The following is a 14,341-nucleotide window of genomic DNA, read 5'->3' as shown; positions in this document are numbered from 1 at the left end:
GAACAAAAATAGATTAAGCGAGCTTTTTGAGTTCCAATAATTTGTCAACTGCCGTTGGTATCTCGTCACTGTAATGGGTAACGAAGATCAACGTCATGGGGATATACTTGCATAACATGTCAATGACCTGCTTGAAATGTTCTTTCTGTTCTTGATCTAGGCCTTGACAAGGCTCGTCGAAGATTAACAAGGGTGGTTGTTTTACCAATGCGCGGGCTAATAATGTGAGTCTTTGAATACTTCCGGGGCAAAATTTAAATGATTTTTCAGCAAAATATTGGATTCCTAACAATTGCATCCACTTAAGCGCATTCCCTAATTGTTCCGCATTAACTTTATGATGTACGCCGATCGTATCGAAATAACCTGAAGCAACAACCTGCAAGCAGGAGCTGTTGTTAGGAAAATATTGGTGTAACTCGGGCGATACGAAACCTATCTTTTTCTTGATATCCCAGATACTCTCCCCGCTTCCCCTCTTGCGATCAAATAGAATGATGTTATTAGCGTAGGCTTGGGGGTTGTCGCCGTTTATAAGGCTGAGTAACGTTGATTTTCCCGCGCCGTTTGGGCCCAGTAATGCCCATTTCTCTTCGGGGAGAATCGTCCAATCCAGGTTCTCCAAGATCGTGCTCTCACCATATTTTACCTTGACTTTTTCCATGTGAACGATCTGCTGGAAATTATAACTAGGTGCAGCGGCCGCTAATTGCCGTAGTAACGCGATTTCCGCAGGTTGCAGCTCGAAGCTTTGACCAGGGGCCTTAACCCTTTGTTGAGATACAAATTCCTGCCTCGTAAACTTATTCACTACGCGGTTTTGATCCAATTGTAAAACGTGCGTAATCCCGCTTGGTATTTCACCGGGCATCGTAGCTAAGATCACCGCTGTGCCCGATTCTATTACGTGGTTGATAATACCGTGTAAATGTTGGCGGGCTTTCACATCCAAACCAACGAAGGGATTGTCCAGCAGTAATAACTTGGGCTGCTTTAGCAAGGCTTTTGCTAGTAAAGTTCTCCTCGTTTCCCCGTTTGAAAGCTTAATTAAAGCTTTAGGAAGCAGCGGTTCTAAATTTAAGGGTTCGATTAAAGCTAGTATGGACGGTAATACATCACCAGGTTCCCCGAAAAGGTATTCGCGAACGGAGATTGCTTCATCGGCATCGGCGCTATTGAACCTTTGTTGATAATAAAACTCGGTTGTATTGGAACGGTTCTTAAAATCATGTTGTTGGCCAACCGTAGCTTGCAAATGGCGGTAATTGAAATAAGGATCTTTGATATCATGGGAATCGCGGTAAGCATTATAATAATGATGCTCGATGGCGCCATTGATCACGTTATACTTCCCCGTGATGGTGTTAAGCAGGGTCGTTTTTCCCGATCCGCTTTTCCCCACGATGGCCCATTGTTCCCCGTTTTCAATTTGCCAGGACAAGTCTTCAAACAAGGTGGTATCTAAATATCTTACCCGGATATTTCTTAATGTAAGTAAGGGCACGGTTCTGATAGTTTCGTTAACATAGAATTGCCTGCTAATGTACAGAACATTCTGATGTTATACCACGGAATTTATACCGTTGCCATTGCGGGTGATGTAACTGGTATCCGCCTGGTACGGAACTTAAGAAGTTCTATTACCTCGTCCTCGGAAGCATATCGATCGCCGATGTTGACAAAATGTTTGGCAAGAAGATCGTAGCGCTTGCTTACCAGGTATGCAAATACATGTAGGAAATGGATACCGTCGAAAACAATCGCTTCATTATCAATATATTCATGGAGGGTCTCCTTGAAGTAAACGGGATGATCCGTCCAATGCATACTAGGTTTGAGGTGATGGGAGATATGGTAACCATCGTTCCAGCACTTATGGTTGTACTTGGTATTGATACAGGTTATGCTGTTTTTATAAGGATTCCCCGGATCATGTTTACAAACGAACGCATGTTGTGCCCAATTACCCACCATCATGATGATCCTGGATATGACGAAAGGCAATATAAATACGACGAACGTGGCCCAGAAATTCACGAAGCTTAATCCAACGCACATCAGGATATATAAAAGTTCCCCGCGAACGGATCTTATTAAGAGCTTCTTGCGGTTCTTTCTCGCAAAATATAAACAGAGATGGTATACACCCATAAAGAAAAACCTGGCTAAGTATAATCCAAACCCGCGCAAAGAATCACGTTGGTAGCTCATCGTGGAACTTTCGTCCTCTTCCAAGTTGTTTTCGGGGTGATGCATGCCGATATGGTGACTGTAATAAGTTTCCGGTGTTTGACCGAAGAAGGGGCCTATGAACCAAGGTAAATAATGGTTCATTAGCCTGTATTTTTTCTTAAAAAAAGCCCGGTGGCTGGTGCAATGGAGCATTAGACCGAACGGACCTTTGAAAACGATGTTATTGAAATACTGGTACAGGACCGCCACCGCGAACCATAACCAACCATTTAAAAAAGGCATATATAATAAGATAGCCAAAACCGGTAAGGTGAGAGATATCTTGATCGTCAAGTATAGAAAAGGCAAATCACGTTTGTCCTTGATAAATTGTAATAAGAATCGATCTAAGGCGGTGAGTTCAGCTTTTGGATTATATACCGGGTCTGTTGTGTTGGCTAATAGTTTCATACGCTTTTTTCATGAATTGTGAGGTGAAACAGCAGTGCTGATCTTGTAGTATCGTAATAAGAAAGCTCTCCACTTTAACGGGCTGTTGTGATATTTAATTGCCCCAAGCCTTCTCAATCTTATTAAATAATTTGAAACTACCAAGTTTTTGATGGAAAATCTTCGAAAATGATGCTTTTTTGTTAAAAAATATTTAAAAAGCCGCAGATTAAACTAATAGTCATTACACACAATTTTTCTATATTGAGTTATAATATGATAGTTTTGGATGCGTTTATGGGAGTATTGTAAAAACATCAAACTACGACAATACGTAGCAGCATAGAAAGTTTTAATGTACAAGCTGCCGGGAAATTATACATTTGCAAATCGTGTTGCCCCGGCAGGGCCGCCGGAGCGGCTGTTCTTTATAGTTGAATTTAATAAATGTGAACAATCCAGGTAATTATCAACCAAGTTGACAAACCCAGTAGAAATGGTTAAATATGAAGCGACTCTCCCTTAAAGATGTAGCCAAGTTAGCAGGCGTGGCGCCGTCGACCGTATCGTTCGTATTGAATGGTAAAGCTAAGCAAATGCGTATCAGCGATGAGCTGGCCGACAAGATCCGCGCTATTGTAAGGAAAAGCGGTTACCAGCCCCACCAGGTGGCGGTAAACCTGAGGACGGGGCAATCGAAGATATTAGGTTTGATCGTGGAGAGCATTTCCGGTAGTTTCTTCGCTTCTTTGGCGGGAACGATCGAATCGGAAGCTGAAAAATACGGGTACCGTATCGTTTATTGTAGTACTGAAAACGATGCAAAGAAAGGAGCGGAGTTGATTAACATGTTGAGTAGGCAGCAGGTCGATGGGTACTTGATTACGCCGGTTGCAGGGATGGAGCAAGATATCCAGCAGTTAATGGAGTATAATAAGCCGATAGTTTTAATGGATAGTTATTTCCCCGGTTTACCCGCCCCGCATGTACTGATTGATAGCTACGGTTCCGTAGCAAAAGGAATGGAGCACCTTATAAAGAAGGGACATAAACATATCGGTTTAGTTACGGTAGATATGGATATGGTGCAAATCAAGGAGAGAACTAAAGCGTATGTTGATACCTTGAAGGAGCATGGCATTCCCCAGAGGAAAAAATACCAGTTAAAATTGCCGTATAACCTTGATAAAGAAGCTGCCATTACCGCCATCACCCAATACCTGGAAGTGAACCCTAAGCTGGACGCCATTTTCTTTACTACGAACTACCTCGGGATAAGAGGTTTGGAGACTTTTGTAAAACTTGGTCTGAATCTTCCGAAGGACTTGGCGATGGTTTGTTTTGATGATCATGACCTTTTCCGTTTATACCCACCCGGCATCACCGTGATAGAACAACCGGTAGAGGAGATTGCCAAGACTGCTATACGCATGCTGATGCAGCAATTGAACCAGGTGAAGGGGGGCGCAAAAAAGTGGCAAGTAGCGCTGCCCGGTAAGTTCATCGTACGCGGTTCATCATAAAAACAGAGAAAAATTGTTGAAAAACTAAAAATAATTTTATTTTTACCATGAACATACATGGTGAAAGGTCATGTATACTGAACAGGAAGAGATGAAAGCATCTTTTTTTTATATGTACATGCTAAAACGATTTTGCGAAGGGTTTAATACCCGAAGTTAAAAAATTAATTTAAAAAGTTTAGCGTGATTTGATCGTTGATCGGCATATAAAAAATCGAAATGATTGATTTTCTTTTTTTTATGAACGTTTGCTAAAACGTTTTATGTAAGTAGGAATAAGTTAGCGAAATATGGAAACCTGTTTTGGAAACGGTAGGGAGATAAATACTTTGTAAATAATTTTGCCGTGCTGGCTCCATGTTAGAAAACTGATAGATCTTAGGCCGGTTAATGAATAAAAGAAAGGTAATTCGTATTCAATTTAGTCGCGCAGCTACTTTTTATGAAAAGAAATACAGCCGGGCAAAGCTTATTTTAAAAAATATTAAAATTTTGTGAAGGTAGAGCGTCACACTACCCCGCCCTAGGTAGCTAAATGATAGCTGCAATGTATTAGTTTTGGTGTATATTGCAAAATCGATTTAGCATTGGTTATACTAAAATGTAACCCGTGGGAGGGGTAGTAATTTTGAGGGGCGGTAGAGATTATTATGTTTTATAGATTATTAATTTAGTATCTATATTTGTTAATTTTCTATCATGGTGATGCCTTTGAATTTAAAATACCATTGAATTGACAATAAAGATTTTACATAAAGAGTAGCATAATTCGGCTGGCCTTTTCCAGGGCCGGCTTCTCTCTTATATTTATTATTGTCATTTCGTAGATTGCTTAAACTTATTAAGACTATCAACACATGAATATGAAACGATTTGGATTATTAGCCGTTGCATTTTGCTGTGCAACATTGAGCAAAGCCCAGGAGGTGAGCCAGGTCACGGACCCGGTAGAATGGGTGAATCCATTGATGGGAACAGATTCAAAAATCTCTCTCTCCAATGGGAATACTTATCCTGCCATCGCGCTGCCTTGGGGCATGAACTTCTGGATGCCGCAAACCGGTAAAATCGGTAATGGATGGGCTTACCAATACAGTGCAGATAAGTTGCGCGGTTTTAAACAAACGCACCAACCCTCTCCCTGGATCAATGATTACGGCCAATTTGCCATCATGCCTGTAACGGGAACAGCCAAGTTTACCCAGGATGATCGCGCCAGTTGGTTCTCCCATAAATCTGAAGTTGCCAAACCTTATTATTATAGCGTGTACGTGGCTGATGCCGACGTAACCACGGAAATTACACCGACCGAAAGGGCGGCGCAGTTCCGGTTTACTTTCCCTACAACCGATAGCGCCTTCGTTGTGTTAGATGCTTTCGATAGGGGTTCTTATGTAAAAATTATCCCGTCCGAAAGAAAAATTATCGGTTACACTACCCGCAACAGTGGCGGTGTTCCTAAAAACTTTAAGAACTATTTCGTTTTAGTATTCGATAAGCCTTTTAAAACTGCCAACACCTGGCACGGGGAAACTTTGGCCAAGGATACTTTGGAATATAAAGCCGATCATGTTGGTGCCATCGTAGGATTTGCTACTACCCGCGGCGAGCAGGTTAACGTAAAAGTCGCTTCTTCTTTCATCAGCCAGGAGCAAGCGGAGCTGAACATGCAGCGCGAATTGGCCAACGATGATTTCAACACGACAAAAACCAAAGCGAAAGAAGCTTGGAACAAGGAATTGTCCAGGATCTTAGTTTCTGGCGGTACAATAGATCAAGTGCGTACTTTCTATTCTTGTTTATATAGAACCATGTTGTTCCCACGCAAATTCTACGAGCTGGATGCGCAGAACAAAATCATGCACTACAGTCCTTACAACGGCCAAGTATTGCCCGGTTATATGTTTACCGACAACGGTTTCTGGGATACTTTCCGCGCCGTGTTCCCGTTCTTCAGCCTGATGTATCCTACTTTGGATGCACACATCATGGATGGATTGGCCAATACTTACAAGGAAAGTGGTTGGTTGCCGGAATGGGCTAGTCCCGGTCACCGCAATTGCATGATCGGTTCTAACTCCGCTTCGCTGATTTCCGATGCTTATATCAAGGGTATCCGCGGTTTCGACATCAACACTTTGTATGAAGCGATCCTGAAAAATACCGAAAACGAAGGGCCGATGACTTCCGTGGGACGTAAAGGCGTAGATTATTATAACAAGTTAGGTTATGTGCCTTACGATGTGAAGATTAACGAAAACGCTGCACGTACCTTGGAATATGCTTACGATGATTTCACGATCTACAAGTTGGCGCAAGCCTTGAATCGCCCGAAGGCGGAGATCGCGCGTTTTGCAAAACGCAACCAGAACTACCGTAACCTGTACGATCCTAGCCATAAATTAATGCGTGGTAAAAACAAGGATGGTCAATTCCAGTCCCCTTTCAATCCTTTTAAATGGGGTGATGCCTTTACCGAGGGTAACAGTTGGCACTACACTTGGAGCGTGTTCCATGATATCGAGGGTTTGGCTAACCTGATGGGTGGCAAAGCCGAGATGGTGAATATGTTGGATTCCGTATTCATCATGCCGCCTGTATTCGATGATTCATATTACGGTGGTGTGATCCACGAAATCCGCGAGATGCAGATTGCAGGTATGGGTCAATATGCGCACGGTAACCAACCGATCCAGCACATGATTTATTTATATAACTATGTAGGCGCTCCTTGGAAAGCACAATACTGGATCCGCCAGGTATTGGACCGCTTATACCATGCAACTCCCGATGGTTATTGCGGTGATGAGGATAATGGTCAAACTTCTGCTTGGTATGTATTCTCTTCATTAGGGTTCTACCCTGTTTGTCCCGGTACGCCTGAATATGTATTCGGTGCTCCGTTGTTCAAACATGCCGAGATCACCTTCGAAAATGGTAAGAAGTTTACGATCGATGCCGATGGAAACAGTAAAGAGAATTTTTACATCGAAAGCATGAACCTGAACGGCAAAACTTACGATAAGAACTTTATTACGCACCAGGATTTACAAAACGGTGGTCAACTTCAAATCAAGATGGCTGATCAACCGAACAAATCCCGCGGTATAAATAATGCAGCTTTACCTTACTCTTTCTCAAGGGTGGAAAAGCGTTAAGAGTATGAATAGTTGACATGCTATTTATTGTTCACTGTATGAACCACATCCCGATTCTTCGGGATGTATTTTTTTCTTTTAACAAAGTCAAAGCCTAACTCTTAAAAATGAAACGTATAATTTTTTCCCTTTTCTGTTATGCCGCTATCCCCGCCATGGCTCAAACCGGTGGTGGATTGACCAAGTATGTAAATCCTTTGATCGGTACAGAACGTATGGGACACGTATATCCAGGCGCAACGGTACCATTCGGAATGGTGCAGTTGAGCCCTGATACGGATACCATTCCCTACGAGATGAACGGCCGTTATAACGGGGATGTTTATAAATATTGCGCGGGCTATCAATATACCGATAAAACGATCGTCGGTTTCAGTCATACGCATTTCAGCGGAACGGGTCACAGCGACCTGGGAGATTTCCTGGTGATGCCCACCATGGGAAAATTACAATTGAATCCCGGTACGGCAGACCATCCAGAAACGGGTTACCGCAGCCGTTTTTCACATGATAATGAAGTTGCGAGGGCTGGTTATTACAAGGTGAAGCTGGATGATGATAACATCATCGCAGAATTAACTGCCACGAACCGCGTTGGTCTACATCAATATACTTTCCCGGCGAAAGGGGATGCCCACATCATTTTAGATATGATGAGCGGCATTTACAATTACAAGGAAAAGAATGTATGGACATTTATCCGCGTAGAAAATGATACCTTGATTACCGGCTGGCGTCAAACCAACGGTTGGGCAAGAACGAGGATAGAATATTTCGCGATGGCATTTTCCAAGCCATTTAAGCAATATGGTCATGAGAAATACGATCGTCAAGTGTACCGTGGGTTCTGGGGTAAATTTGATAATTCTAAGAACTTCCCGGAGATGGCAGGTCACCAGATCAGGGCTTATTTTGACTTCGATGTAAATGCAGGTGAAAAAGTATTGGTGAAGATGGCGCTGTCGCCGGTAAGTACCGAGGGCGCATTGAAAAATATGAAGGCAGAATTGCCGGGTTGGGATTTTGCAGCGGTGCGTCAACAGGCAGATCAGCTTTGGGAGAAGGAACTAGCAAAGATCAAGGTCAACACGATCTCCGCTGATGATAAAGTGAATTTCTACACCGCGATGTACCATGCCTTTATCAATCCCACAACTTATATGGATGTAGATGGGCAATACCGCGGGCTGGATATGAACATTCATAAGGCTAACGGCTTTACGAACTATACTACTTTTTCTTTATGGGATACGTACAGGGCTTTGCATCCATTTTTCAACTTGATCCAACCGAAGCGCAATGCCGATATGGTTCAATCCATGATGGCGCATTTTGATCAAAGTGCGCAACATATGTTGCCGGTTTGGTCGCATTATGCTAATGAAAACTGGTGTATGATCGGCTACCACGCCGTTTCCGTGATTGCCGATGCAATCGTGAAAGGGAATACCCCTTTCGATGCTAACAAAGCGCTCGATGCATGCGTTACAACCGCCCGCCACAGGACTTATGACGGCTTAGGTTATTATATGGATAAAGGGTATGTACCTGAAGATAAAAGCGGTTCATCCGTATCTAAGACGTTAGAATATGCCTATGATGACTGGGCCATTGCACAGGCAGCCAAGAAATTGGGTAGGGATGATATTTACAACGAGTTTATCAAGCGTTCTTTGAATTACAAAAACGTATACGACCCCGTTAGCGGTTTCATGCGCCCGAAGTTGGATAACGGTGAGTTCCGCAAGGAATTTGACGCATTGAAAACACATGGACAAGGTTTCATCGAGGGAAATGCTTGGAATTACAGCTTGTATGTACCGCAATACCCGGAAGATATGATCGAGATGATGGGAGGCAAAAAACGCTTCGCGATCCATTTAGACTCACTGTTCACGATGCACTTACCGGATGAATTTTTCGCTGAAACGGAAGACATTACCCGGGATGGAATTATCGGGAATTATGTGCATGGTAATGAGCCATCGCATCACACCGTGTACCTGTACAACTATACCACTACGCCCTGGCAAACACAATCCCGCGTGAGGATGATCTTGAAGAAGATGTACCGTCCTACGAGCGATGGTTTGGGAGGGAATGACGATTGCGGGCAGATGAGCGCCTGGTATATTTTCAGTAGTTTGGGTTTTTACCCGATAGCGCCCGGATCGGGGCAATATTCGCTGGGAAGTCCTGCCATCGTGGATGCTACCTTGCATTTAGAAAACGGTAATACTTTCACCGTGGAGACGAAAAATCAATCCGACAAGAACGTTTACGTAAGTAAAGTTGAATTGAACGGCGTGAAATTAGACAGGAAATATATTACGCATGAAGAGATCATGAAAGGTGGAAAAATTGTATTCTATATGAGTGCAAAACCTAACAAGAGAGCGTAAAGAATTCATAGAATTTTAAGACCGCCTTGGCATGTAGCCGGGGCGGTTTTTTGTAGTTATCAATCATAAGTTTCAGCAAGCACCATCAATTCATTTAACGCCGTTTTCCAATGTTTGCGCATTTCATCGCGGATCAATTCCGTGGCGAGATTTTCCTGGTGGAAACTGATCGTGCTGCGGTGCGGGTCATCGGTAGGAATCACCCTTACCTGTATCGTGGATTCTTTCATCCATCCCGGCAATTGGAAACGCATCCTGAGGTGAGAGTTGGGGCTGATTACTTTAAGATCTTCATGCGCCTCTATAAACTTATTATCGTTGCCTTGTAACCATGTGTTCATGCCGCGTTCCGAAGTAACGAGTATCCAGGCTTGTTCCACGGTAAGCGGGAATATTTTACGTGCGCCAACGTTAAAACCCTCGTCGGCTTGTTGCCCTACTTTCCTGCGCCCGGTAGCCGTGAGAAAGCCGAGGGTGATTTTTTGTCGCCACCAATTGCTTTCAACCCCTTCTTTTTTGAGGAGTTCTACGATTTCCTTGTGGGATAGCTTTAGTGCATGGTTTAATTCCAGCAATTTGAACCAATCATTCCAGTTTTTGCCGGTGGCTTTGAGGATGCCTTCGTCAGTTACATTTACGTAAGTGTTGGGAGTAGTAGGTGATATCTTCGTCATAACGGGTCGCAATTTTCAAATTCAACTTAAGATTCTGAGTATTGTTCTTTCGCGCCATTTTGGAGTAATGCAACGTAATTCGTATTACATGGTATTCAATTTTAAACGTGATCTATTGTCGCTTTGTTACAAATTATGAAATAAATTAATATAGATACATGAAAAAGTCAAAACTTTAACAATAATAAAAAATTTGCAACGAAGGTCGATAGCAGTAAAATTAAAAATTTATAAACATTTTAAAAAGTGTTTGCTGCAAATTATGCTTGTGAATTGAAAGTGTAAAGCGTCGTTTAATAGTATTGCAAGGAGGATAAATTTCCGGGTAAGGCACTGCGGTTTGTTGTCTGTAATCCTTTGCTATATTAGCTTTAAGAAGGATTTAAAATTTTGGAAGCAACCAGGGAGCCAATAAATTTGAAAAAAAGTCTAAAAATATTTGTTTTTCTTATTTAGAATCTGCTATCTTTGCAAACCGAATTACGGAAACGATCACGGAAAAAGCTGTGAATCAAGTAGTTCGAAACAATAAAATGACCATCGTTCGGGATGTAGCGTAGTCCGGTCATCGCGCCTGGTTTGGGACCAGGAGGTCGCAAGTTCGAATCTTGCCATCCCGACAACATTAAAGCTCGTAAATCATAGATTTGCGAGCTTTTTTGGTTTTAAGGGTCTTACTTATCCTCGGCCAGGAGGTTTCAAAGAATTACCACATTCGAACGTCCAATGCTTTGTTCTGAAAATACTTTTATATATTTGTTTTAAATGTACTATTGTACACTTATTTTATTTAACCTAATTAATCAACCAAAGAACAATAATAAAGCAGAAAACTTTTATTTATTTATAGTCCTTACCCAGAAGTAGCTTGGCTCCCCTAAGAACCCGAATTGTTTGCGACTAGCCTTTTGCATTTATTGATGTGTTAGCAATGCCATTTAAAAATATTGCTAAGGATTGGTTTAATATGCCATGAATTGTTTTGTAACTTTTAGACTTATTCCTATAATTTTACTCCTTGGCGCAATAAAGGTAAATGCCCAAAATAGCACTACAGGTAAGTTAAGTTCTATTAAAGGAATTGTTATAGATTCATTACATAACAGCTCTATCCCCTCCTTAACCGTCGCCGTATATTTTAAAGCCTCCGGTAAAATAATAAATTTTGGACTGACGAATAGGTTTGGCGCTTTTACCATCGATAAAATCCCGAGAAATGTTCCATTAAAAATCTTATTGTCACATGTCTCGTTCGGGCAAGTTGTTAAAGAGCTTACCATTGACAGTAGACTTTCGGCGGTTGATTTAAAGAAGATTTACATCGTGCCAAAAATAAACGAGCTAGAAGAATTTGCTATCAGTATGCCTCCCCCTGTTAAAATGAATGGCGATACGCTTGAGTTTAATGCGGATGCATTTGAGTTGGATTCTAATGCCGTTATTGATGATCTGCTACGCCGCTTGCCAGGGATGACAATTTGGTCGGATGGCAAAATAACCGTTAACGGGAAAGAGATTAAGGGACTTACCGTTAATGGAAAACCTTTCTTTGGTGATGATATGTCGATAGCATTGCAAAATCTCCCGAAACTTTCCGTGAAAAAGATACAGGTTTATGAAGATAAAGCAAACGGGTTGTCGGAACCGGAAACCCGTATGAATGTTGTATTGAAAGAAGATAAAAACAAGGGCTTTTTCGGGAAAATGGGTGCTGGTGGCGGAACTGGAAAGCATTATATGCTGGAGGGGACTTTGAATGCATTTGATGGTCGCTCCCAACTGTCTATTGCTGCTGCGCATAATAATGTGAACATGCGGCAAGACAATATGGAAGCGATGCTACGGAATATGTCATACAAGGGAAACGGCGCGAGGGTGGAATTTGAACCGAATTTTGGAGTACTTGGGAACCTGCTTCCGCTCAATTTGGCTGCAAGGTATCTACATAGTTTCAACGAGAATGAAAATTTGGGTTTTTATAATAGGATGCAATTGGATGTTTCATCCAATAAGAATAAACTTCTCCTAGATAAAAATACGTTTAGAATAACCTCTATTTCTGATGAAGAAAGTTTATTAAAGAAGGAGAATTTGAAGAGTGCGACCGTGAATGAAGATCATAGTATTAACGGTAAGTATGAGAAGAAAAAAAAGGGGAAGAGCTTATTGATAAAACCTTTCATTCACAAAAAATATGATTCGCGATCTGACATAAATTATATTGAATTGTCTAGCAGTATGAAAGGAATGCTTTCGTCTTCTTCTAATAAATACAAATCGCAAAATGAATATGTACAAGGTGGCTTTAATATCGAATATGCATATGACAGGGATGCATTTGACTTAAGTAACTATTCAAAAATTCAGAAATGGTCATATTCATACAAATTGAACTATACTTTCTTGGCTGCTGAATCAAAGCGGCTTATTAAGAGGGTTGCTTCCCTAAATATGCAGGGTGGGGCGAGTATGACTGATTATGATAGGAATTATAATGAACATGGGAATTCCTTATTCAATGAAGTAGGGATTACTGTTAATGGAATTAAAGCCAGAAATTATAATTGGCTGAATTCTCATAATATAAAGTTTGATATCTATGCAAATGTTAAATGGAATAATGAGAAGGACGATAATTATGTTTACGATATCCTCAATGAGGATGTCAAAGTAAATAATTTTGGTTTAACTAACAATCGGGTAATAAATTCTTATACAGCTTCTTCTGGTTTATCCATGAATAAATCTTGGGGCCAAAGCGATATTACTGGAAGATCAAGTAACTGGAATCTGCGTCTATCATTGAATAGTCAATGGTTTTATTGGAAGTCTTTGGCCACTCAGCCAAAACAGAATCTGAGTATGAAATATTTGAAGTTTACACCTAAAGCGGAATTAAGTCACTCAAAATCCAAAACATCTAAATTTAATAAGTGGTTTTCTATAACTTTCGATCAATATTTTACTTACCCAGTATTGGAGCAGTTACTACCCTTGGTGGATAGCTCTGTTATATATTATCAAATCCTTGGTAACCCAAACTTGAGAGAAACATTACATAATGATCTTAAGATTAATTATACCTTGATAAGTTCGAGGAGATCCAATAACTATGATATCAGGATGTTTGTAGGTGCTGGTATTTCAAGAGATGCACTTACGGATAGCGTCTATATCGATTCCGTAGGTAGAAGTCTTATTTATTACTCGAATGTTAATAGTAAATATGGGAATGCTTCCATAGAAGCTTCTAAATCATTTAAACTGAATGAGAATAATAGATTAGAGTTCACATTTAATACACAGGCTTCATTAAGAAAACTGCCTTCATACTTTAATGGAATTAGACTGGAAACTCTCAACTTTGGCACTGATACGAAGATTTCAACACTTTTTAATTATAGGGATATGTTTAGTGTTATAATGGCGAATGGTATTGTCAATAACTTTGCCAAGGTGAAAGGGCAGGATCGATTTACTACTAGTACAATCGTCAATTCATTGGGTGCCGCATACAAATTTTTAGAGGGTTGGAGCATTGGATCTACATTATCCTTGAATTATACAAGGTCCAGTAGGGGTTCAAATAACCAGTTTAATATTTTTAATATGAATGTTTCCAAAAGATTTTTGAAGAAAAGAAACCTTGAGATGAAGCTTTCGGGTTACGATTTATTAAATCAAAATAAGGGGGTGTTAAATTATGCAAAGGGAAATTATTTTGTAAATGGAGATGTAAATGTCTTGACACGATATTATATGTTATCTATATCATATTTCCCAAGATTTTTTTAATCCATTTATTCATTATTGTCCGACTAAATTTTCAATGAAAAATTATCATCGCCTCAAATGTTCGATTCAATGTCCACCTGCACATTTATTTGTACTTTTTTGCTTGCCCAAAAAAGTACCAAGAAAGGGCACAAATTGGCCATCACGGCCGCCAATTTGATCGCGGG

General features: G+C 40.9%; 7 protein-coding genes and 1 tRNA gene. 5 read left to right on the top strand and 3 right to left on the bottom strand.

Annotated elements, in window-relative coordinates; all coding sequences use genetic code 11:
* Window positions 1–13: 13 nt before the first annotated feature.
* Together COR50_RS02275 and COR50_RS02270 are read right to left on the bottom strand one after the other, a co-directional pair.
* Window positions 14–1,504 (bottom strand): ATP-binding cassette domain-containing protein, encoded by a 1,491-nt coding sequence (locus COR50_RS02275; RefSeq protein ID WP_232516256.1) that lies wholly within the window; start codon window positions 1,502–1,504, stop codon window positions 14–16.
* 71 nt (window positions 1,505–1,575) lie between these two features.
* Window positions 1,576–2,643 carry a fatty acid desaturase family protein gene (locus tag COR50_RS02270; RefSeq protein WP_098192472.1) on the bottom strand — a complete coding sequence of 356 codons (1,068 nt, stop codon included), beginning with the start codon at window positions 2,641–2,643 and terminating at the stop codon, window positions 1,576–1,578.
* Window positions 2,644–3,128: 485 nt separating this feature from the next.
* Between COR50_RS02270 and COR50_RS02265 the strand changes: the two genes are divergently transcribed.
* The 3 genes from COR50_RS02265 to COR50_RS02255 all read left to right on the top strand — a co-directional run bounded on the left by COR50_RS02265 (window position 3,129) and on the right by COR50_RS02255 (window position 9,705).
* A complete protein-coding gene (locus COR50_RS02265) occupies window positions 3,129–4,145 on the top strand; it encodes a LacI family DNA-binding transcriptional regulator (RefSeq protein ID WP_098192471.1) in 1,017 nt (338 codons plus the stop codon).
* Window positions 4,146–5,008: 863 nt separating this feature from the next.
* Entirely contained in the window at window positions 5,009–7,303 is a 2,295-nt protein-coding gene (locus tag COR50_RS02260; RefSeq protein ID WP_198405759.1) for a GH92 family glycosyl hydrolase, read from the top strand.
* Window positions 7,304–7,410: 107 nt separating this feature from the next.
* Window positions 7,411–9,705: a GH92 family glycosyl hydrolase gene (locus COR50_RS02255; protein WP_098192469.1), complete on the top strand. Its 2,295-nt coding sequence runs from the start codon at window positions 7,411–7,413 to the stop codon at window positions 9,703–9,705.
* Between the two features lie 59 nt (window positions 9,706–9,764).
* Here the strand turns inward: COR50_RS02255 and COR50_RS02250 are convergent, their stop codons facing one another.
* On the bottom strand, window positions 9,765–10,379 hold the full coding sequence (locus tag COR50_RS02250; RefSeq protein WP_098192468.1) for a hypothetical protein: 615 nt from the start codon (window positions 10,377–10,379) through the stop codon (window positions 9,765–9,767).
* A 545-nt stretch (window positions 10,380–10,924) separates the two neighbouring features.
* Here COR50_RS02250 and COR50_RS02245 point away from each other — a divergent pair.
* A tRNA-Pro gene (locus COR50_RS02245) sits at window positions 10,925–10,999 on the top strand.
* Between the two features lie 352 nt (window positions 11,000–11,351).
* Window positions 11,352–14,174 carry a porin family protein gene (locus tag COR50_RS02240; RefSeq protein ID WP_098192467.1) on the top strand — a complete coding sequence of 941 codons (2,823 nt, stop codon included), beginning with the start codon at window positions 11,352–11,354 and terminating at the stop codon, window positions 14,172–14,174.
* Window positions 14,175–14,341 lie beyond the last annotated feature (167 nt).

The organism is Chitinophaga caeni (assembly GCF_002557795.1).
Taxonomy (GTDB): domain Bacteria; phylum Bacteroidota; class Bacteroidia; order Chitinophagales; family Chitinophagaceae; genus Chitinophaga; species Chitinophaga caeni.
This window is presented reverse-complemented; position numbering and strand designations above follow the sequence as displayed.

Excerpts from the sequence above, each read along its gene's own strand:
- COR50_RS02240 (WP_098192467.1), top strand. The coding sequence starts at position 11,352 with ATGAATTGTTTTGTAACTTTTAGACTTATTCCTATAATTTTACTCCTT.
- COR50_RS02270 (WP_098192472.1), bottom strand. The coding sequence starts at position 2,643 with ATGAAACTATTAGCCAACACAACAGACCCGGTATATAATCCAAAAGCT.
- COR50_RS02255 (WP_098192469.1), top strand. The coding sequence starts at position 7,411 with ATGAAACGTATAATTTTTTCCCTTTTCTGTTATGCCGCTATCCCCGCC.
- COR50_RS02260 (WP_198405759.1), top strand. The coding sequence starts at position 5,009 with ATGAAACGATTTGGATTATTAGCCGTTGCATTTTGCTGTGCAACATTG.
- COR50_RS02265 (WP_098192471.1), top strand. The coding sequence starts at position 3,129 with ATGAAGCGACTCTCCCTTAAAGATGTAGCCAAGTTAGCAGGCGTGGCG.
- COR50_RS02250 (WP_098192468.1), bottom strand. The coding sequence starts at position 10,379 with ATGACGAAGATATCACCTACTACTCCCAACACTTACGTAAATGTAACT.